This window comes from Pseudomonas sp. PVC-5-1 (genome assembly GCF_057444345.1).
The window spans coordinates 421,880-441,999 of the sequence record NZ_CM172024.1 but is presented as its reverse complement, the minus strand read 5'-3'; the positions used below and the strand labels follow the sequence as shown (position 1 = coordinate 441,999).

Below are 20,120 nucleotides of genomic sequence, written 5' to 3'. Positions count from 1 at the left end.
TTTCAGCCTTGCGCGATCCCTGTGGGAGCTGGCTTGCCGGCGATGGGCTGCGCAGCGGCCCCATTTCCTCTTCACCTGCCTCTGCCGACCGCCACAACACAAAGCCCGCCCTTCCACCGCACACCTGCAGCAATGCCCGTCTACACTCGACTTCATACCACTTGAATGTGAGGCCGCTATGCCGCTGATGCCGGCCATCCTGTTGCTGCTCCTAATCTTGTGGAACACAACGGCCGGCGCCCTGACCCTGACAGACGAGGAGAAAGCCTGGTTGGCTGCCCACCCGCAGCTAAGCCTGGGTGTAGACGCCTCTTGGCCACCGTTCGAGTTTCGCGACCAGGAGGGCCGGTACCAGGGATTGGCCGCCGATTACATCGCCACGATCCAGCACCGCCTGGGCGTGACGCTCAAACCGGTCGAACCCAGCAGCTGGACCGAGGTACTGGCGCAAGCACGCGAAAGCCGCATCGACCTGCTGCCCGGCATCATGTCCACCCCCGAGCGCCAAGGCTACCTGGCCTTCACCCGGCCGTACCTCGACTTTCCCATCGTTATCCTCGCCCACAAAGGCGGTGCACAGCCGCGCAACCTGGACGACCTTTACGGCCTGAAGATTGCCGTGGTCGAAAACTACGCCCCGCACGAACTGCTGCGCACCCAACACCCAGACCTCAACCTGGTGGCCCTGCCTAACGTCAGCTCTACCCTGCAGGCCCTGGCCACCGACGAAGTGGACGCCGTGGTCGGTGACCTCGCTTCAAGCATCTGGAGCCTGCGCCAGCTCAAGCTCGACGGCCTCTACGTCAGCGGCGAAACGCCCTACCGCTACCAATTGGCCATGGCCGCCCCGCGCGACAAGAAAGTACTGGTCGGCATTCTCGACAAAGTGATAGCCGACATGAGCAGCAGCGAAGTCAGCCAGATCCAGCAACGCTGGGTGGGCAATGTGGTCGACCAACGGATGTTCTGGTCGGACCTGCTGGTGTATGGCCTGCCCACGGTGCTGGTATTGATGGCCGTGCTGGCAGCGGTCATCCGCATCAACCGCCGGCTCAGTTCGGAAATTTCACGGCGCATCGCCCTGGAGCAGGAACTGCGCAGCAGCGAGTACCACTATCGCAGCCTGGTCGAGAGCCTGTCCGCCATAGCCTGGGAGGCCGACGCCAACGACTTCACCTACAGCTACGTCTCGCCCCACGCAGAAGGCCTGCTCGGCTACCCATTGGCCGACTGGCTCAAACCTGGCTTCTGGCGCAGCATCCTGCACCCGGAGGATGCCCTTTGGGCCCAGGCCTACTGCGACAGCGAGACTGCCGCCGGCCGCGACCACAGCCTCGACTACCGGGTGATCAGGGCCGATGGCCAGCCACTGTGGGTACGCAACATCGTCAGCATGATCGAGCATGGCCACCAGCCGGTGATGCGTGGCCTGATGATCGACATCAGCGAGACCAAGCGCACCGAGGACGCCCTGCGCCTGTCCGAGCAGAAGTTCGCCTCGGTGTTCCAGCAGTGCCCCGACATCCTGCTGATCGCCCGCCACAGCGATGGCTGCCTGCTGGAGGTGAACGAGGCCTTCGAAGAGCAGATCGGCCTCACCCCGAGCCAGGTAATTGGCCGCACCGCCACCGAGCTCAACCTGTGGGGCGTCGAAGGCGACGGCCCGCGGCTGCTCGAACGCCTGCACCAAGGCGGTATCCGCAACCTGGAAATGAGCTTCCGCCGCAGCAACGGCCAACTCTTCACCGGCCTGACCTCGGCCGAAACCTTTGAACTCGACGGCAACCTCGCGCTGGTGGTGGCGGTACGCGATATCAGCCAGCTCAAGGAAACCCAGGAGCAGCTACAAACCTCGGAAGAGAAATTCGCCAAGGCCTTCCATGCCTCGCCCGATGGCCTGCTGCTGTCGCGCCAGAGTGACGGTTTGCTGCTCGAAGTGAACGAAGGCTTCTGCCGCCTGACCGGCTATGACCTCAGCCCGACCATCGACCAGACCTCGCTGGACCTGGGCATCTGGGTCGACCTCAACGAGCGCAAGCGTCTGGTCCAACAGCTAAAACGCGACGGCTTCGTACGCGACTTCACGTGCCACCTGCGCCGCAGCGACGGGCAGATTCGCCTCTGCGAACTCTCTGCACGGCCGCTGCCGATTGCTGGCGACGACTGCATACTGACCATCGCCCGCGACATCACTGAGCGCCATCTGATGCAGGAAAAGCTGCAGCTGGCCGCCACCGTGTTCGAGAACACCGCCGAAGGCGTGCTGATCACCGACATCGACCAGCACATTAGTGCCGTAAACCGCGCCTTCAGCGAAATCACCGGTTACAGTGAGATCGAAGCCCTCGGTCAGACCCCACGCCTGCTCGCCTCCGGCCAGCACGACAGTGCGTTCTATGCCGCCATGTGGCACCAGCTGACCGATGAAGGCCATTGGCAAGGCGAGATCTATAACAAGCGCAAGAACGGCGAACTGTACCCCGGCTGGCTGACCATCAGCGCCGTACGCAACAGCGAGCGCGAGATTACCCACTTCGTCGCTGTGTTCGCCGACATCTCCAGCCTCAAGCACGCCCAGGCCAAGCTTGACTACCAGGCCCACCATGATCCACTGACCGGCCTGCCCAACCGTGCCCTGTTCGAGAACCGCCTGCAGGCCGCGCTCACCTGCGCGCAGGTCTCCAACCGCAAGGGCGCGGTGCTGTTCCTTGACCTCGACCGGTTCAAGCACATCAACGACAGCCTCGGCCACCCGGTCGGCGATCTGCTGCTCAAGGGCATCGCCCAACGCCTGAAAGAGCAGGTGCGTGATGTCGACACCGTGGCCCGCCTGGGTGGCGATGAGTTCATCATCCTGCTGCCCGGCCTGCACAAACCCAGTGACGCCAGCGCCATCGCCAATAAGCTGCTGACCTGCTTCAACGCGCCATTCCAGGCTGGCGAGCATGAGTTCTTCACAAGCGCCAGCATCGGCATCAGCCTTTATCCACAGGACGGTACCGACGTTGCCACACTGATTCGCAACGCCGACGCCGCCATGTACCGCTCCAAGGCCAAGGGCCGTAACCGCGTCGAAGCCTACACCCTCGACCTCACCGCCCAGGCCAGCGAACGCATCGCCCTGGAGCACGAACTGCGCCGCGCCATCGAGCGCAACGAACTGAGCCTGTGCTTCCAGCCCAAGCTCAGCCTCAAGACACAGAGCCTGGTCGGTGCCGAAGCACTGATACGCTGGAGCCACCCGACCTTTGGTGAAGTGCCGCCGGAGCACTTCATTCACCTGGCGGAAGAGAACGGCACCATACTCCAGATCGGTGACTGGGTACTGGAGCAGGCCTGCCGGCAGATGCAGGCCTGGAAGATGCACTACGACCCCTTCGGCCCGCTGTCGATAAACCTCGCCGGCGCCCAGCTACGCCATCCCCACCTTGCCAGGCGCATCGAACAGTTGCTGAAGCACTACCAGCTCACAGCCGGTGACCTGCAGCTGGAAATCACCGAAAACTTCATCATGAGCCAGGCAGAGGAAGCCTTGGCCGTGTTGTACCAGCTGAAGAAACTGGGCGTGCAGCTGGCCATCGACGATTTCGGCACCGGTTATTCATCGCTGAGCTACCTCAAGCGCCTGCCACTGGACATTCTCAAGATCGACAAGTCGTTCATCCGCGGGCTGCCCGACGACCCTCATGACGCCGCCATCGCCCGCGCCATCATCGCCCTGGGCCGCAGCATGCAGCTGACCATCATTGCCGAGGGCGTGGAAAACCAGGCCCAGCAACGGTTCCTGGCGGCAGAAGGCTGTGAGCAGATCCAGGGCTACATCGTCAGCCTGCCCCTGCCACCTGACGAATTCGCGGCGACGTTTCTTCGCATAGCACTATCGGATCTTTCAGATGGCACAGGTGCGAAACCCTCGTTATAATCCGGCCACTTACTGAGGGCCTATAGCTCAGTCGGTTAGAGCAGAGGACTCATAATCCTTTGGTCCACGGTTCGAGTCCGTGTGGGCCCACCAGATAATCAAAGGCCTACGTTGCAGAACGTAGGCCTTTGTCTTTTCGGGGACTGCAGTCGCCATGTTCTCCTGACTAGGGCAACTCATCTTGCTGGGCTATCCAGCTTTGTATGTACTGAAGAACCCGTGTCGCACCTTCGGCAGTTTCCACCAGCTCTATCGGCCGCTCACCACTGAGGAACTGATTGGGCTGCTCCATCCACTTGAACGCTGCCGCCCTGCTTCCGCGTACAGGAATGGCCAAATCCAGAATTTCCTGCAGCAGTTCAGGTTGCCCATACCAGGACTCCGGCTTGATGGTTGGTTTCCTCCCTGGAATCACTCTCGGTAGCTGACAGGCCGCAAGCTCGCCTGAATTGATGTGCTCTCGCTTCCAGTGCGCAAACTTGATCAGGTCGGTATTCGCCGAGCGGTTTTGCCCCGACGTCGGCACAACCACGCCAATCCGCACATCTGTGTGAGCACGAATCATCTGAAGTGCAGGAGCGATGTCAGTATCGTTGGTAACGATGACGGCATGGTCAACCTGCCCCGTGATCGAATCATGGTAAGCCTGGAGGGCCAGATTCACGTCGCTCTGTTTCTCCTCCACCTTCCAGGCCTGGATTTCCTGGCACTCACGCGGAGCCTTGTCCGGATTTTCAGGGTCGACGATCTTCACCTTCATTTTATTGACGGCGTAATAACCTTCGATGAGCTCTATTCGACCGTCATGCAGCTTGCGCAAAGCGGTGTGGTAGCGAGCTTGTGACGACACTGAATCGCCAGCACGGGCGACCGACTCGATGATCTTTGCCGTGAAATATTTGATCGAGGGGGATTCCAGGAGCCGCCATGCCCTGATCTGGCCATGGCTGTCCGTGACCAGTATGGAAGGCAAGATGTGCTTTTCAAAGAGAGGTAGCAGGTCGAGCCACTTGTACGGTGTGCCGCGCAAGCAGCCGTAGTAGAAGTTGTAGCCGTCGATATAGATACGAGTGCGCAGAGGCTCAGAATCAAGCTTTCTCTGCATTTTTTGCACTCCAGAAACGAAAAAACCGGCTTAAGCCGGCTTTTTCCCCCTCCAACCAGATGGTCATGCCACGCCGGTCGTGAGGGTTAGTTGTTGTCGGCAGTATTGCGCAATGAGGGAGCTGATGCAAGGTGGTAGGCTGGCATCCTCGTCCTCCGAAACACAACGTTCGTGAGAGGGCCATTCTCTGCTCAGGCATGGCTATCTAGACAGCGATAAATCGTTAGATTTTGTGAGCCCTATCCCACCCTGGACCGCACCTCGACCTGCCGCACCAATCGAGCAGTTCTGCCATTGCGCCCGATGCTTACATGCCGGCGCGGCGGCTGTAGGAGCGGCCTTGTGTCGCGAAAGGGCCACAAAGCGGCCCCGGAATTTCGGCACTGAGCAAATATTGCTGGGGCTGCTGCGCAGCCCTTTCGCGACACAAGGCCGCTCCCACAAGGGACCGCGTCAGCGTGGCCAGCTGTGACTGCCCTTGCTCTGGCCAGCACTGGCTGGCTAGGCTAGCGGGCCAACCGTAGAGACTCGCCATGTCGGACTCCCGCTCCATCACGCTGGATGAAATCGATCGCCAGCTGATCGCCCTGCTGCAGATAAACGCCCGCGAAAGCGTCGCCACCCTCGCCCGCCAGTTGGGTATCGCCCGCACCACCGTCAACTCGCGCCTGGAGCGGTTGGAGAAGAACAAGGTCATCTCCGGCTATGGCGTACGCCTGGGCCAGCGGGTGATGGGTGGGGGGCTGCAGGCGTATGTGGGGATCAAGGTGCAGCCGCGCTCGGGCAAGGAGGTGGTGCGGCGCCTGAGTGCCATGGGCCAGGTACAGCAGCTGTGCGCAGTGAGCGGCGAGTTCGACTATGTGGCCTGGCTGCGTACGGATTCGCCCGAGCAACTGGACCAGTTGCTCGACCAGATCGGCAGTGTCGACGGGGTGGAGAAGACCACCACGTCGATCATTCTCAGCAGCAAGGTGGACCGAGGGCAGCCGCTCTGAACCTGGCTGGCGGTCAGGCCTCCTGGCCGTCGAGCAGGCCTTCCAGAATCGCCGAAAGGCTTTCGGCGGAATGCTGCATCGACCAGACAATGTCACGGCTGCGCTCGGGGGCGTGATGCTGGGCGTAGTCGGTGGCGATCTGATTGAGGCCACGGGCCAGCAGGCAGGCGTGGACCAAGGCGTCTGCGGCGTCGATGTCGGGGCGTATGGCGAATAATGGCGGATGGCTGGATTCGCAGTTGCAGAAGGTTTTTTCTGCGGTGGGTTTCAGTTTTTCGGGTTGGTCGGGTAAGCGTTTGGTCATGGTATAGCCTCCAAATCACAAGGGTGATCGGCGGCCAATCGCATCCTTCTCACGGGAATTGGGTGGCAGCCATGCACGAGGTGAGAACCGGCGAACTTGGAGGCGCGTACCCGGCCAGGCAAAGCCTGCCCGCGCACAGCTGCCATAGCAGTGCGCCTCCAGAATGGTCCGCGGGTTCTCACGCCCGATCGCCGAATTTCCGGCGACCCAGTGAAGTTAACGATGAAGCGATTCCCGCGATGCCAGACCGAGGCGATAGGGGGCGTAGGGTAATTCTTTATTTCCCGGTATGGGTGTAGGAACTATCTGATCACACCCTGGTAAGCCCGCCGCAGACCCTGTGGGAGCGGGCGTGCCCGCGAACACGGGCGCAGCCCGTGCCATACACCGCGGGGGCTTCTTCGCGGGCTCGCCCGCTCCCACAGGGGGCCGATGCTGTGCTTGAGATTGGTAGGTCTCCTGCTCGTCATAAAGCTATCTTGCTTATACATTTCGACGATACAAGCTACATTCAGACAACAATCTGCACCTTAATAACGAACACCCCACTCCCTAAAATGGCCCCCAGGCATCTCCTATACTCAGGCTCCGCCCGCTGCGCAGCCTCTCTGGCAAGGTCACTTCATGAACAAGAAAAACCGCCACCCCGCCGATGGTAAAAAACCCGTCACCATCTTCGGCCCGGATTTCCCCTTCGCCTTCGACGATTGGCTGGAACACCCCGCAGGCCTGGGCAGCATCCCGGCCGAGCACCATGGTGAGGAAGTGGCAATCGTGGGCGCCGGTATCGCCGGCCTGGTGGCGGCCTACGAGCTGATGAAGCTGGGCCTCAAGCCGGTGGTGTACGAAGCATCCAAGCTGGGTGGCCGGCTGCGCTCGCAAACCTTCAACGGCACTGACGGGATCATCGCCGAACTGGGTGGCATGCGCTTCCCGGTGTCGTCCACTGCCTTCTACCACTACGTGGACAAGCTGGGCCTGGAGACCAAACCGTTCCCCAACCCGCTGACCCCTGCCTCGGGCAGCACGGTGATCGACCTGGAAGGCCAGACCTACTACGCCGAAAAACCCACCGACCTGCCCAAGCTGTTCCACGAAGTCGCCGATGCCTGGGCCGACGCACTGGAAAGCGGTGCCCAGTTCGCCGACATCCAGCAGGCCATCCGCGACCGTGACGTACCGCGCCTGAAAGAGCTGTGGAACAAGCTGGTACCGCTGTGGGACGACCGCACGTTCTACGACTTCGTCGCCACCTCGCGCTCGTTCGCCCAGCTGAGCTTCCAGCACCGCGAAGTGTTCGGCCAGGTCGGCTTCGGCACCGGCGGCTGGGACTCGGACTTCCCCAACTCGATGCTGGAAATCTTCCGCGTGGTGATGACCAACTGCGACGACCACCAGCACCTGGTAGTCGGCGGTGTGGAGCAGGTACCGCAAGGCATCTGGCGCCATGTACCGGAGCGCTGCGTGCATTGGCCGGAAGGCACCAGCCTGAGCGGGCTGCATGGCGGCGCACCGCGTACCGGAGTCAAGCGCATCGCCCGCGCCGCCGATGGCCGCCTGGCGGTCACCGATAACTGGGGCGACACCCGTCACTACAGTGCCGTGCTCGCCACCTGCCAGACCTGGCTGCTGACCACCCAGATCGACTGCGAGGAATCGCTGTTCTCGCAAAAGATGTGGATGGCCCTGGACCGCACCCGCTACATGCAGTCGTCGAAGACCTTCGTCATGGTCGACCGGCCGTTCTGGAAAGACAAAGACCCGGAAACCGGCCGCGACCTGATGAGCATGACCCTCACCGATCGCCTCACCCGCGGCACTTACCTGTTCGACAACGGTGACGACAAGCCGGGGGTGATCTGCCTGTCGTACTCGTGGATGAGCGACGCGCTGAAGATGCTGCCGCACCCAGTGGAAAAACGCGTGCAACTGGCCCTGGACGCACTGAAGAAGATCTACCCGAAGACCGACATCGCCGGGCACATCATCGGCGACCCGATTACCGTTTCCTGGGAGGCCGACCCGCACTTCCTCGGCGCCTTCAAGGGCGCGCTGCCTGGGCACTACCGCTACAACCAGCGCATGTACGCGCACTTCATGCAGCAGGACATGCCTGCCGAACAGCGCGGCATGTTCATCGCTGGTGACGACGTGTCGTGGACGCCGGCCTGGGTGGAAGGCGCGGTACAGACATCGCTGAATGCGGTGTGGGGTATCATGAACCACTTCGGTGGCCGCACCCACCCGGACAACCCCGGTCCAGGCGACGTGTTCGACGAAATCGGCCCGATCGCCCTGCCGGACTGAGACAAGGAGGCAGCATGCGTATCGCTCTGTTCCAGGGCTCGCCCAAGCCACTCGACGTGCCCGGCAACCTGCAACGGTTGCGCCACCAGGCGCAACTGGCGGCCGAACGCGGCGCCAGTTTGCTGGTGTGCCCGGAGATGTTCCTGACCGGCTACAACATCGGCCTGGCCCAGGTCGAGCGCCTGGCCGAGGCCGCCGATGGCCCGGCGGCCATGGAGGTGGTGGAAATCGCCCAGGCGCACCGCATCGCCATCGTCTACGGGTATCCGGAGCGTGGCGATGATGGCGCGATCTACAACAGCGTGCAGTTGATCGATGGTCACGGCCGCAGCGTGAGCAACTATCGCAAGACCCACCTGTTCGGCGAGCTGGACCGCTCGATGTTCAGCGCAGGTGCCGTTCACTTCCCGGTGGTGGAGCTGGATGGCTGGAAGGTCGGCCTGCTGATCTGCTACGACATCGAGTTCCCGGAGAATGCCCGGCGCCTGGCGCTGGACGGTGCCGAGCTGATCCTGGTGCCGACGGCGAACATGTCGCCGTACGACTTCATCTGCCAGGTGACCGTGAGGGCGCGGGCGCAGGAGAATCAGTGCTACCTGGTGTATGCCAACTACTGCGGCTCGGAAGACGAGATCCAGTATTGCGGGCAGAGCAGCATCGTCGGCCCGGATGGCAGCCTGCTGGCCATGGCCGGGCGAGACGAATGCCAGTTGTTGGCGGAGCTGGAGCATGAGCGGGTGGTGCAGGGGCGGGCGGCGTTTCCTTACCTGAGCGATCTGCGTCAGGAGCTGCACCTGCGTAAGGGCTGACAGGGGCCGCTGTGCGGCCCATTCGCCGGCAAGCCGGCTCCCACCTCGACCGCACCGGTTTCAAGGCATGTGCATTACCTGTGGGAGCCGGCTTGCCGGCGATAGGGCCAAGCCTGCCAACACAAATGGGTTAGCATGAACACCTGCCCCGGAGTTTCCATGCCTGACGCCACCCGCCACCTCACCCTCGCCAACGGCCTGCAACTGACCCTGCGCCACGCCCCGCGCCTGAAGCGCTCGGCCGCGGCCCTGCGGGTGCACGCGGGTAGCCACGACGCGCCGACCAGATGGCCCGGCCTGGCCCACTTCCTGGAGCACCTGTTCTTCCTCGGCACCTCGCGCTTCCCTCTCGACGACGGCCTGATGCGCTATGTGCAGGCCCTCGGCGGCCAGATCAATGCCAGCACCCGCGAACGCACCACCGACTTCTTCTTCGAGGTCCCGCCCAGCGCCCTGGCCGGGGGGCTGGAGCGCCTGTGCCAGATGTTGGCCGAACCAGACCTGGGCATCGAGCGCCAACGCCGCGAACGCGAAGTAATCCATGCCGAGTTCATTGCCTGGTCGCGCAACCCTCAGGCCCAGCAGCAGTTCGCCTTGCTGCAATCGGCAGCGCCCGGCCATCCATTGGGCGCTTTTCATGCCGGTAACCGGCACACCCTGGCCTTGCAGGATCCTGCCTTCCAGCAAGCGCTCGGTGGCTTTCACCAGCGCTTCTACCAAGGCGGCCAGGTCACCCTGAGCCTGTGCGGCCCGCAATCGCTGGATGAACTGGAATTACTGGGCCGGCAGCATGCCAAGCTGTTCGCAACAGGTGAACGGGTGCCACAAGCTCTGCCACCGCCTTTATCGGCGACCGACACGCACCTGCTGTTCAGCCACGAAAACCTGCCGGCAGGTGCCGAGCAGGCCCTTGAGTTGCTCATCGCCTGCCTCGGCGATAGCCGCCCGGGCACCTGGCTGCATGCGCTTCGCCAGCGTGGTTGGCTGCAACGCTTCAAGGCCGAGGCGCTGTATGCCTTCGCCGGTCAGTTGCTGTGGCACATTGACCTGAAGCTGAGCGAGGACGCCTGCCCAGAGGAAGCCGATGCCCTGTTGCAGGGCTGGTTCGGCTTCATCCGCCAGGCAGCCCCTGAGCAATTGAGTGCCGAATTCGAGCTGCTGCAGCAAAGCCGCGAACGCAGTGCCAGTGCGCTTGAGCTGGCCCGCCGGGACAGCGCCGGCCAGCCGTTCAGCGGTTTGGACACACAAGGCTTGCAGGCGCTCCGAGCCCTGCTGGAAGGCCTGCCGGGCCGCGCACATGGGCATTGGCAACTGCCCTCCGTCGACCCCCTGCTTCTGGTCGACTTGCCTGATGCCAGGCCGCACCCGCTGCCAGCGGCACTGAAAGTCAGCGACCAGCTGCCTGGTGCTCGTCAGTACGCGGCGCTGTACCTGCGCTGGCATGTCCCTTCGCCGTTGCGCCAGCGCCTGCATGCGCTGCTCGAACGCGCCTTGCACCCCCTGCAGGAGCGCTGCGAGCGCGTATCGGTGCAGTTGCAGTTCAGTGCCGCTGGCGAATACTGGCAACTTCGCTGCGCCGGGCTGCCGGCAGCGGTACTGCGCACTGTGGACCAAGCCTTGGCGCTGATGCGCAAGCCCCCGGCAGGCAGCTGGCTGCCCAGTTCGACGCAGCCTCCGGCACTGATTCCCATCCGGGCCCTGCTCAAGCAGCTGCCCGACGCCGTGCTGGGCGCCACGCCTGCACCTGCTGCGGCCTGCACCCTGGCACAGACGCATCTCGACAAACTGTGGCAGCAAGCACGCTGGCACGGCCTGGCTGCCGGCTTCGACGATGGCGCCCTGAACGCATTGGGCACCGTGCTGCAGCGCTGCCCTGGGCAAGGCTCAGCGCCTGGCCCTCTGCCCACCTTAGCCAACCACCGTTGGCAACATGCCGAAGTACCCGGCAGTGAGCATGCCCTGCTGCTGTTCTGCCCACTGCCAGCGGCCATGGAAGCCGCTGGCCGCCTGCTCGCGCAGTTGCTGCAAGGGCCGGTTTACCAACGGCTACGGGTAGAACTGCAACTCGGCTATGCGGTATTCAGTACCTTTCGTCAGGTAGAGGGTGTCGGCGGCCTGCTGTTCGGGGTCCAGTCGCCTCATGCCAGCCAGGTACAGATCCTCGACCACCTGCTCACCTTGCTGCGCCAGGGCGTTACCCTGGCCCCTGCCGCTCGTCAGGCCCTGGCCGCGCAATTCGATGAACCGGCGATGGGCAACGCTGAAGTCGCCGAATGGGCGTGGCAGACATTCCTGGCCACACAACCCGGCAGGCTGGATGCGCTGGGCAGGTCTATCCTGAAAACGCGGCAGACGGATCTGGACCATCTGCTGAGCCACTTGCTCGATACAGGCTCCACTTGGCTATGCCTTGCCAACGCTGCCGCACCAGATGCTTCCTGGCTGGGTACAACCCCATGATTGTTACGAAAACCGCAACGGAGTTTTCGAATAATTAACCTTTCGGTACAAATTTTTCTTGTAAGATAGCGCAATCCCAACCATGGGAACCTCCAGCCAATGGCGGTACCCAAGTAGTAGCTGACAAACCCACCCCCTCATCCGGAAGGAGTAATTCCATGTGGACCAAACCTGCATACACTGATCTGCGCATCGGCTTCGAAGTCACCATGTACTTCGCCAACCGCTAAGCCCGGCTTACGGTTCAACGCCTCGGCCTGCCGGGGCGTTTTCGTTTTTTCGCTACGGTTTCTGCAGAGAGAGTGGCCATGTACATCCAGGTTCTCGGTTCCGCCGCCGGCGGCGGGTTCCCACAGTGGAACTGCAACTGCGTCAACTGCAAGGGCTTGCGTGACGGCACCCTGCGGGCCACGCCACGCACCCAGTCGTCCATCGCCCTGTCCGACGACGGCGTGCACTGGGTGCTGTGCAATGCCTCGCCCGATATCCGCGCCCAGCTCCAGGCCTTTGCGCCGATGCAGCCGGCCCGCGCCCTGCGCGACACCGGCATCAACGCCATCATCCTGCTGGACAGCCAGATCGACCACACCACCGGCCTGCTCAGCCTGCGCGAAGGTTGCCCGCACCAGGTGTGGTGCACCGACATGGTTCACCAGGACCTGACCACCGGCTTCCCGCTGTTCAACATGCTCAGCCACTGGAACGGCGGCCTGCAGTGGAACCGCATCGAACTGGAAGGCAGCTTCGTCATCGACGCCTGCCCCAACCTGCGCTTCACCCCGTTCCCCCTGCGCAGCGCCGCGCCGCCCTACTCGCCGCACCGCTTCGACCCGCACCCGGGCGACAACCTTGGCCTGCTGGTCGAGGACACCCGCACCGGCGGCAAGCTGTTCTACGCCCCGGGCCTGGGCCAGGTGGACGACAAGCTGCTGACGATGATGCATGGCGCCGACTGCCTGTTGGTCGACGGTACCCTGTGGGAAGATGATGAAATGCAGCGCCGTGGCGTGGGCAACCGCACCGGCCGCGAGATGGGCCACCTGGCGCAGAACGGCCCCGGCGGCATGCTGGAGGTGCTGGATGGCTTCCCGCGCCAGCGCAAGGTACTTATCCACATCAACAACACCAACCCGATTCTCGACGAAGATTCACCCGAGCGTGCCGAAGTGCTGCGCCGGGGTGTGGAAGTGGCCTTTGATGGCATGAGTATCGAGTTGTAAAAAGGTCTGCGAGTTACACAACCCCCTGTGGGAGCGGGCATGCCCGCGAAAAATCCAACACGGTGTATGGCACCGGCTTCGCCGGTGTTCGCGGGCACGCCCGCTCCCACAGGGGGCGAGGTGAGCCGAGACTCAGCTATACAGGAGCCAGCCGAATGAGCGACGCACTGCCAATGTCCCCTGCCGAATTCGAGCAGGCCCTGCGCGCCAAGGGCGCCTACTACCACATCCATCACCCGTACCACGTGGCGATGTACCAGGGTCGCGCCACCCGCGAACAGATCCAGGGCTGGGTAGCCAACCGCTTCTACTACCAGGTCAACATCCCGATGAAGGATGCCGCGATCCTGGCCAACTGCCCGGACCGCGAAGTACGCCGCGAGTGGATCCAGCGCCTGCTCGACCACGATGGCGCGCCCGGCGAGGACGGTGGTATCGAAGCCTGGCTGCGCCTGGGCCAGGCCGTGGGCCTGGACCCGGACCAGCTGCGCTCCCAGGAGCTGGTACTGCCCGGTGTACGCTTTGCCGTGGACGCCTACGTCAACTTCGCCCGCCGGGCCAGTTGGCAGGAAGCGGCCAGCAGCTCGCTGACCGAGCTGTTCGCCCCGCAGATCCACCAGTCGCGCCTGGACAGCTGGCCGCAGCACTACCCGTGGATCGACCCGACCGGCTATGAATACTTCCGCACCCGCCTGGGCCAGGCCCGGCGTGACGTGGAGCATGGCCTGGCGATTACCTTGCAGCACTACACCACCCGCGCGGGCCAGGAGCGTATGCTGGAGATACTGCAGTTCAAGCTGGATATTCTCTGGAGCATGCTCGACGCCATGAGCATGGCCTACGAGCTGAACCGCCCGCCCTATCATTCCGTCACCCAGGAACGGGTGTGGCACAAAGGGATCACCCTATGAGTTTCGACCGTAATCAAGTGCCAGCCTGGCGCCCCGGCTACCGCTTCCAGTACGAGCCGGCGCAAAAGGGCCATGTGCTGCTGTACCCCGAGGGCATGATCAAGCTCAACGACAGCGCGGCCCTGATCGGTGGCCTGATCGACGGCCAACGCGACGTTGCCGCGATCATCAGCGAACTCGAACAACAGTTCCCCGGTGTCCCGGAAGTGGCCGATGACATCGAGCAGTTCATGGAGGTGGCCCGTGCCGAACACTGGATCGTCCTCGCCTGAGTTACCGCCCACGCCCGCAGTCGGCCTGCCGCTGTGGCTGCTGGCCGAGCTGACCTACCGTTGCCCGCTGCAGTGCCCGTACTGCTCCAACCCACTGGACTTCGCAGCCCAGGGCCAGGAGCTGAGTACCGCACAGTGGTTCAAGGTGATGGCCGAAGCCCGGGAAATGGGTGCCGCGCAAATCGGTTTCTCCGGCGGAGAACCGCTGGTACGTCAGGACCTCGCCGAACTGATCGGCGAGGCCCGCCGGCTGGGCTACTACACCAACCTGATCACCTCGGGCATCGGCCTGACCGAGGCGCGCATCGCCGACTTCAAGAAGGCCGGCCTGGACCATATCCAGATCAGCTTCCAGGCCAGTGACGAGCAGGTCAACAATCTGCTGGCCGGCTCGAAGAAGGCCTTTGCGCAAAAGCTGGAAATGGCCCGTGCGGTGAAGGCCCATGGCTACCCGATGGTGCTCAACTTCGTCACTCACCGGCACAACATCGACAAGATCGACCGCATCATCGAGCTGTGCATCGCCCTGGAAGCCGACTTCGTCGAGCTTGCCACTTGCCAGTTCTACGGCTGGGCCCACCTCAACCGGCTGGGCCTGCTGCCAACCCGCGCGCAGCTGGAACGGGCCGAACGCATCACCAACGAGTATCGGGAAAAGCTCAAGGCCGAGGGCAACCCGTGCAAGCTGATCTTCGTCACCCCGGACTACTACGAGGAGCGCCCCAAGGCCTGCATGAATGGCTGGGGCAGCCTGTTCCTCACCATCACCCCGGACGGCACCGCCCTGCCCTGCCACGGCGCGCGCCAGCTGCCGGTGCAGTTCCCCAACGTGCGCGACCACGACCTGCACCACATCTGGTACGACTCGTTCGGCTTCAACCGCTTCCGTGGCTATGAGTGGATGCCCGAACCCTGCCGTTCCTGCGACGAGAAGGAAAAGGACTTCGGCGGCTGCCGCTGCCAGGCCTTCATGCTCACCGGCGATGCCAGCAACGCCGACCCGGTGTGCGCCAAGTCGGCCGACCACGGCATCATCCTCAAGGCCCGCGAGGAGGCGGAAAGCGCCCAGCTCACCATTGAACAGATGACCTTCCGCAATGAACGAAACTCCCGTGTCATCGTCCGCGGCTGAGTTCAGCGCGGCCCAGGCTGTTGCGGCCGGCACCGACTTCGCCGAACTCAAGGTCAGCGCTGCGGGGCTGTTCTGGAACGAGTTTCGCCCGGCCGATGGTGCCTGTCGCATCTGGCACTGGCAGCACCAGCAGGCCCGCTGCCTGACCCCCGATGGCTTCAGTGTGCGTAGCCGGGTTTACGAATACGGCGGTGGCAGCTTTTGCCTGGGTGGCGATGGGCTGCTGTTCGTCAACGAAAAGGACCAGCAGGTCTATACCCAGGCCCTGGAAGGCGCAGCACCGCGCGCCCTGACCGATGATGCCAGCTGCCGCTACGGCGATGTGCAGTGGCAGGACGGCCTGGTGCTGGCGGTCGAGGAGCAGCATGGCGAACGGGTCGAGCATCGCTTGGTCGCCCTGGGTGAACAAGCCCGCGAAGTGCTCGCCGAAGGAGCCGACTTCTATGCATCGCCTACGGTAAGTTCCGACGGCCAGCGCCTGGCGTGGGTCGAATGGGACCGACCGGCACAACCCTGGACCGTCACCAGGCTGATGTGCCGCACACTTGATGCAAGTGGTCACTGGGGGCCCGTGCAATGTGTGGCCGGCGCTGACGAATCGCTGCAGCAGCCGCGCTTCGATAGCGAAGGCCGACTCTACTGCCTGTCTGACCGCAATGGCTTCTGGCAACCCTGGGGCGAGGTCGATGGCTGCTGGCAGGCCCTGCCTGCCGAACCGGCGGACCACGCCGCAGCCCCCTGGCAACTGGGCGCCAGTACCTGGTTGGCGCTGGGGCCGCGAAGCTATCTGGCCAGCTGGTTCGAAGAGGGCTTCGGGCAACTGGGGCTGCGTACAGCCGATGGCCGCCTGGAGCGTTTCGCCAGCGCCTACACGCGCTTTCGCAACCTGGCCATGGATGCCGAACACCTGTATGCCATTGCCGCCTCGCCGATCAGCCCGCCGGCGATCATCGCCATCGCCCGCAACGACCACGAGGTCAGCGTATTGGCTGGTGGCGCCGAAGTGCTGCCGGCAAGGCATATCAGCCTGCCGCAGTCGATCCACTACGGCAGTGACGGTCATCGCGCCCACGGTTTCTTCTACCCGGCAGCCCGGTCGCAAGGAGCCGCACCGCTGGTGGTGTTCATCCATGGCGGCCCGACCTCGGCCTGTTATCCCGTGCTCGACCCGCGAATCCAGTACTGGACCCAACGCGGCTTCGCCGTCGCCGACCTGAACTACCGGGGCAGCACCGGCTATGGCCGTGAATACCGCCAGGCCCTGCACCTGCGCTGGGGCGAAAGCGATGTGGCCGATGCTTGCGCGGCGGTGGAATACCTGGCCGGACGTGGGCTGATCGACAGCCGCAAGGCATTCATCCGCGGCGGTAGCGCGGGCGGTTACACCACCCTGTGCGCCCTGGCGTTCCATGATGTTTTCCGCGCCGGTGCCAGCCTGTACGGGGTCAGCGACCCGGTTGCCCTGGGCCGGGCCACCCACAAGTTCGAAGGGGACTACCTGGACTGGCTGATTGGCGACCCGCTGCAGGATGCCGAGCGCTATCGCCAGCGTACGCCGCTGCTGCATGCGGGGCAGATCAAGGTACCGGTGATTTTCTTCCAGGGCGAACTGGATGCGGTGGTGGTGCCGGAGCAGACGCGGTCGATGCTGGCGGCACTGCAGGCTAACGGGATAGAAGCCGAAGGGCACTTCTATGCGGGGGAGCGTCATGGGTTCCGCAAGGCGGAGAACCTGGCGCATGCGCTGGAAGAAGAATGGAAATTCTATTGCCGGGTGTTGGGGGGCTGAGCATCTTGGGGCTGCTTTGCAGCCCAATCGCCGGCAAGCCAGCTCCCACAGGTATTACACAGGCCTTGAGCGCTGCGCAGTCCTGTGGGAGCCCGGCTTGCCGGCGATGAGGCCCTGTTAGGCTAACGCTTGGCGATGATATACACCGCATGCACGATCCCCGGAATGTACCCCAGCAAGGTCAGCAAGATATTCAGCCAGAACGCCCCGCCAAAACCCACCTGCAGGAAAACGCCCAGCGGCGGCAGGATGATGGCGATGATGATGCGTATAAAGTCCATGCGAGTCTCTCCTGAAGGGGTTACATCAGAGACTAGCCGTCCGCCACAGAGGTTCAACAGGCAAAAAAAACGCCCCGGGCCGAATGAGACAGGCCAAGGGCGATGCGCAGGAACGCCAGACGGTTCGTAGAATTCTCGATGTCACCAGGCCGCTAGGCTGGCATTTCGCGGCGGGCCTGCTGCTGGGCATGCAGACGGGCAAAGGCACGGGCCAGGCGCAGCAGCATTTCGTCGATGTTGCCCTTGCTCACGGTCAGCGCTGGCGAAAAACGCACCACATCCGCCTGCGGTGCGTTGAGCAACAGGCCTTCGTGCAAGGCAGCCGCCACCAGCTCGCGGGCCAGGTTTTCTTTCATCTGCAGGGCCCACAGCAGGCCTTGCCCGCGCACTTCGCCCTGGCCATAGCGCCCGGCCAGCCGGCTCAGGCCTTCACGCAAGTGGCGGCCGTTGTCCTGCACCTGGGTGAAGAAGCCAGGCTCCAGCACGGTATCCAGCACGGCCAGGCCGGCGGCGCACATCAGCGCGTTGCCATGGTGGCTGCCTTCCAGTTCGCCAGGCTCGGCGCAGCACGCCGTGCCCCGGGCCAGCAAGGCCGCCAGCGGCACGCCACCGCCCAAACCCTTGCCCAGCGTGATGATATCGGCGCGCACGCCGTAGGTTTCCTCGGCCAGCAGCGCGCCACAGCGGCCAATGCCGGTCTGCACCTCGTCGAGGATCAGCAGGATGCCCAGTTCGCGGCACAGCGTTTCCACACCCTTTAGGTATTCCTGCGTGGCCGGGATGACACCCGCCTCGCCCTGGATCGGCTCGAGCATGATCGCCACGGTGCGCGAGTCCACCTCGGCGTGCAGCGCCACCAGGTCGTTGAATGGCACCTTGCTGAAGCCAGGCAGGCCCGGTTCGCAGCGGTTGCAGGGCAGCGGGTCGGACGCCGACAACGCGCCCAGGCTGCGGCCATGGCAGGCCTGGGTGGCGGTGATGATGTGATAGGCGCCGTTGCGGTGCAGCTGGCCCCACTTGCGCGCCAGCTTGATCGCGCCTTCGCAGGCTTCGGCACCGCTGTTGAGCAGGTAGGCCTGGTCGCTGCCGGTGCTCTGGCACAGGCGGTTGACCAGCCCCAGCAGGCCACGGCTGTGGAAGCCCGAGCCCGGGTTGATCAACGCCTGGGCCTGGCTGCCCAGCGCCTTCGCCAGCACACTGGGGCTGTGGCCCAGGCTGTTGACTGCACCACCCTGGGTGAAGTCCAGGTAGGCATGCCCTTCGTTGTCCCACAACCAGGAGCCCTGGCCACGCACGAATACCTGCGCTGCGCGTTCGGTGCTGGGCATCAGGCGCTCACGCGACAGCTGCGGCGCTTCCGGCGCGATCACCGGCGCACGCTTGGGCTCGGCGACGGCGGCAGGGGCCGGGCGGCGCAGGTTGAACAGGTTCATCAGGGCTCCAACCAATCACGACAGGGGCGGTCACGGTGCGGCTTGGGTGCGGCACTCGATATTTTGCCTTGCCTATCAAAAGTGTTTTTCATCCGGGGTAACAATCGATCGATTCATCGCTGTAACCCTTTGGAATACGGCGATAGACTAGGCCTCGCGAGGGGTTTCGACCATTTCGTTTTTCCAGCATTTTCGATAAGTATCACTTATGGATTTCCGCCAACTGCGTTATTTCGTCGCGGTGTATGAAGAAGGCCACGTGGGCCGCGCCGCCGAGCGCCTGTCGCTGTCCCAGCCAGCGCTTTCCCAGCAGATACGCCAGCTGGAGCACAGCCTCGACCTGAGCCTGTTCGAACGCAGCAACAAGCGCCTGCTGCCGACTCTGGCCGCCCACACCCTGTACAACCACGCCCTGCCGTTGCTCGATGGCCTGCAGCGCGCCCACGAGGCCATGCGCAACTTCAAGGGCCAGTCGCTGCGTACCTTGGCCATCGGCGTGCTGCAGACCGTGCGGCCGAGCCTGGTGCCGCAGCTGCTCGAACGCCTGCGCAGGGCACAGCCGCACCTGGTGGTGCAGATCTACGAATTGTCAGGGCTGGAGATCGAACGGCGCTTGCTCAATGGCAGCCTGGACATCGGTATCAGTTACCTGCCGCCACGCCAGCCGGGGCTGCATGGTCTGCTGCTCTATGAAGATGAACTGCAACTGGTCATCCCGGCTACCCACCCGCTAAAGGACTTCAAGAAGGTGTCCATTCGCCAGGCCGCCGAGCTGCCCATGCTGATGCTGGGCGAGGAATTCCAGATCCGCCAGATCTGGCAGGCGCAACTGGCCAGCCAGGGGCGTCGGCCGCAGGTGCAGGCAGAGATGAACAACATGGCGGGGATTCTCGACAGCCTGGCCCATACCGCGCTGGCCACCATCCTGCCGGGGCGGGCCAAGGAGGCCGCCGAGGATGACCAGGGGCTGCTGTGGAAGCCATTGAGCGAACCACGGGTACCGCTGAAGGTTGGCTTGGTGTTCCGCGATGCCCAACGCCAGCAGGCATCTGTGGAGCTGCTGCGCACGCTGCTGGAGGAAGAGACGGACGCCCGCCTGTTGGGTGCATCACCGCTGGATGTGCTGGGCTGAAAAAACACGCGCACAAAGAAAACCCCGCCGAAGCGGGGTTTTCCAGAC

General features: G+C 63.5%; 16 protein-coding genes and 1 tRNA gene. 13 read left to right on the top strand and 4 right to left on the bottom strand.

Translation table 11 applies throughout. The features are described from left to right. Positions 1–178 precede the first annotated feature (178 nt). Complete coding sequence (locus AC2T3R_RS01900) at positions 179–3,922, top strand: EAL domain-containing protein (protein ID WP_486744577.1); 3,744 nt, start codon at positions 179–181, stop codon at positions 3,920–3,922. 16 nt (positions 3,923–3,938) lie between these two features. Continuing rightward, positions 3,939–4,015, top strand: a tRNA-Ile gene (locus AC2T3R_RS01895). 73 nt (positions 4,016–4,088) lie between these two features. Here AC2T3R_RS01895 and nicB read toward each other — a convergent pair. Next, complete coding sequence (gene nicB / locus AC2T3R_RS01890; protein WP_410952095.1) at positions 4,089–5,027, bottom strand: 6-hydroxy-3-succinoylpyridine 3-monooxygenase; 939 nt, start codon at positions 5,025–5,027, stop codon at positions 4,089–4,091. A gap of 533 nt (positions 5,028–5,560) precedes the next feature. Between nicB and AC2T3R_RS01885 the strand changes: the two genes are divergently transcribed. Beyond that, the gene (locus AC2T3R_RS01885) at positions 5,561–6,022 is read left to right on the top strand and encodes an Lrp/AsnC family transcriptional regulator (RefSeq protein ID WP_015268712.1); all 462 of its coding nucleotides are present in this window, start codon (positions 5,561–5,563) and stop codon (positions 6,020–6,022) included. A gap of 13 nt (positions 6,023–6,035) precedes the next feature. Here the strand turns inward: AC2T3R_RS01885 and AC2T3R_RS01880 are convergent, their stop codons facing one another. After that, positions 6,036–6,326 carry a hypothetical protein gene (locus tag AC2T3R_RS01880; protein ID WP_238067182.1) on the bottom strand — a complete coding sequence of 97 codons (291 nt, stop codon included), beginning with the start codon at positions 6,324–6,326 and terminating at the stop codon, positions 6,036–6,038. 624 nt (positions 6,327–6,950) lie between these two features. On the opposite strand from AC2T3R_RS01880, the gene AC2T3R_RS01875 reads away from it, so the two are divergent. The 9 genes from AC2T3R_RS01875 (at position 6,951) to AC2T3R_RS01835 (ending at position 17,226) form a co-directional block, all read left to right on the top strand. Next, a complete protein-coding gene (locus AC2T3R_RS01875) occupies positions 6,951–8,633 on the top strand; it encodes a flavin monoamine oxidase family protein (protein WP_486744576.1) in 1,683 nt (560 codons plus the stop codon). 14 nt (positions 8,634–8,647) lie between these two features. Next, complete coding sequence (locus tag AC2T3R_RS01870) at positions 8,648–9,442, top strand: carbon-nitrogen hydrolase family protein (protein WP_486744575.1); 795 nt, start codon at positions 8,648–8,650, stop codon at positions 9,440–9,442. Between the two features lie 159 nt (positions 9,443–9,601). Next, positions 9,602–11,902 carry a pyrroloquinoline quinone biosynthesis protein PqqF gene (gene pqqF, locus AC2T3R_RS01865; RefSeq protein ID WP_486744574.1) on the top strand — a complete coding sequence of 767 codons (2,301 nt, stop codon included), beginning with the start codon at positions 9,602–9,604 and terminating at the stop codon, positions 11,900–11,902. A gap of 158 nt (positions 11,903–12,060) precedes the next feature. Beyond that, entirely contained in the window at positions 12,061–12,132 is a 72-nt protein-coding gene (gene pqqA / locus AC2T3R_RS01860; RefSeq protein WP_003243383.1) for a pyrroloquinoline quinone precursor peptide PqqA, read from the top strand. A gap of 78 nt (positions 12,133–12,210) precedes the next feature. Continuing rightward, a complete protein-coding gene (pqqB, locus tag AC2T3R_RS01855; RefSeq protein ID WP_486744573.1) occupies positions 12,211–13,122 on the top strand; it encodes a pyrroloquinoline quinone biosynthesis protein PqqB in 912 nt (303 codons plus the stop codon). A 155-nt stretch (positions 13,123–13,277) separates the two neighbouring features. Then, positions 13,278–14,033 carry a pyrroloquinoline-quinone synthase PqqC gene (gene pqqC, locus AC2T3R_RS01850; RefSeq protein WP_410952099.1) on the top strand — a complete coding sequence of 252 codons (756 nt, stop codon included), beginning with the start codon at positions 13,278–13,280 and terminating at the stop codon, positions 14,031–14,033. Then, the gene (gene pqqD / locus AC2T3R_RS01845; protein ID WP_004375207.1) at positions 14,030–14,305 is read left to right on the top strand and encodes a pyrroloquinoline quinone biosynthesis peptide chaperone PqqD; all 276 of its coding nucleotides are present in this window, start codon (positions 14,030–14,032) and stop codon (positions 14,303–14,305) included. The genes pqqC and pqqD overlap by 4 nt, the downstream gene beginning before the upstream one ends. Beyond that, complete coding sequence (gene pqqE / locus AC2T3R_RS01840) at positions 14,277–15,437, top strand: pyrroloquinoline quinone biosynthesis protein PqqE (protein ID WP_015268706.1); 1,161 nt, start codon at positions 14,277–14,279, stop codon at positions 15,435–15,437. The genes pqqD and pqqE overlap by 29 nt, the downstream gene beginning before the upstream one ends. After that, positions 15,403–17,226 carry a S9 family peptidase gene (locus tag AC2T3R_RS01835; protein ID WP_486744572.1) on the top strand — a complete coding sequence of 608 codons (1,824 nt, stop codon included), beginning with the start codon at positions 15,403–15,405 and terminating at the stop codon, positions 17,224–17,226. The genes pqqE and AC2T3R_RS01835 overlap by 35 nt, the downstream gene beginning before the upstream one ends. A 122-nt stretch (positions 17,227–17,348) precedes the next feature. On the opposite strand, the gene AC2T3R_RS01830 is transcribed toward AC2T3R_RS01835, so the two are convergent. Together AC2T3R_RS01830 and AC2T3R_RS01825 are read right to left on the bottom strand one after the other, a co-directional pair. Further along, a complete protein-coding gene (locus AC2T3R_RS01830; RefSeq protein WP_009681539.1) occupies positions 17,349–17,507 on the bottom strand; it encodes a YqaE/Pmp3 family membrane protein in 159 nt (52 codons plus the stop codon). Between the two features lie 152 nt (positions 17,508–17,659). Then, complete coding sequence (locus tag AC2T3R_RS01825) at positions 17,660–18,940, bottom strand: aspartate aminotransferase family protein (RefSeq protein WP_486744571.1); 1,281 nt, start codon at positions 18,938–18,940, stop codon at positions 17,660–17,662. 208 nt (positions 18,941–19,148) lie between these two features. Here AC2T3R_RS01825 and AC2T3R_RS01820 point away from each other — a divergent pair, with 208 nt between their 5' ends. Beyond that, positions 19,149–20,072, top strand: coding sequence for a LysR family transcriptional regulator (locus AC2T3R_RS01820; protein ID WP_004375209.1), 924 nt, complete (start codon positions 19,149–19,151; stop codon positions 20,070–20,072). Positions 20,073–20,120: the final 48 nt, after the last annotated feature.

What these genes read in the sequence shown, in the direction of transcription:
- AC2T3R_RS01900 (WP_486744577.1), top strand. Translation starts at nt 179, where the DNA reads ATGCCGCTGATGCCGGCCATCCTGTTGCTGCTCCTAATCTTGTGGAAC.
- nicB (WP_410952095.1), bottom strand. Translation starts at nt 5,027, where the DNA reads ATGCAGAGAAAGCTTGATTCTGAGCCTCTGCGCACTCGTATCTATATC.
- AC2T3R_RS01885 (WP_015268712.1), top strand. Translation starts at nt 5,561, where the DNA reads ATGTCGGACTCCCGCTCCATCACGCTGGATGAAATCGATCGCCAGCTG.
- AC2T3R_RS01880 (WP_238067182.1), bottom strand. Translation starts at nt 6,326, where the DNA reads ATGACCAAACGCTTACCCGACCAACCCGAAAAACTGAAACCCACCGCA.
- AC2T3R_RS01875 (WP_486744576.1), top strand. Translation starts at nt 6,951, where the DNA reads ATGAACAAGAAAAACCGCCACCCCGCCGATGGTAAAAAACCCGTCACC.
- AC2T3R_RS01870 (WP_486744575.1), top strand. Translation starts at nt 8,648, where the DNA reads ATGCGTATCGCTCTGTTCCAGGGCTCGCCCAAGCCACTCGACGTGCCC.
- pqqF (WP_486744574.1), top strand. Translation starts at nt 9,602, where the DNA reads ATGCCTGACGCCACCCGCCACCTCACCCTCGCCAACGGCCTGCAACTG.
- pqqB (WP_486744573.1), top strand. Translation starts at nt 12,211, where the DNA reads ATGTACATCCAGGTTCTCGGTTCCGCCGCCGGCGGCGGGTTCCCACAG.
- pqqC (WP_410952099.1), top strand. Translation starts at nt 13,278, where the DNA reads ATGAGCGACGCACTGCCAATGTCCCCTGCCGAATTCGAGCAGGCCCTG.
- pqqD (WP_004375207.1), top strand. Translation starts at nt 14,030, where the DNA reads ATGAGTTTCGACCGTAATCAAGTGCCAGCCTGGCGCCCCGGCTACCGC.
- AC2T3R_RS01835 (WP_486744572.1), top strand. Translation starts at nt 15,403, where the DNA reads ATGAACGAAACTCCCGTGTCATCGTCCGCGGCTGAGTTCAGCGCGGCC.
- AC2T3R_RS01830 (WP_009681539.1), bottom strand. Translation starts at nt 17,507, where the DNA reads ATGGACTTTATACGCATCATCATCGCCATCATCCTGCCGCCGCTGGGC.
- AC2T3R_RS01825 (WP_486744571.1), bottom strand. Translation starts at nt 18,940, where the DNA reads ATGAACCTGTTCAACCTGCGCCGCCCGGCCCCTGCCGCCGTCGCCGAG.
- AC2T3R_RS01820 (WP_004375209.1), top strand. Translation starts at nt 19,149, where the DNA reads ATGGATTTCCGCCAACTGCGTTATTTCGTCGCGGTGTATGAAGAAGGC.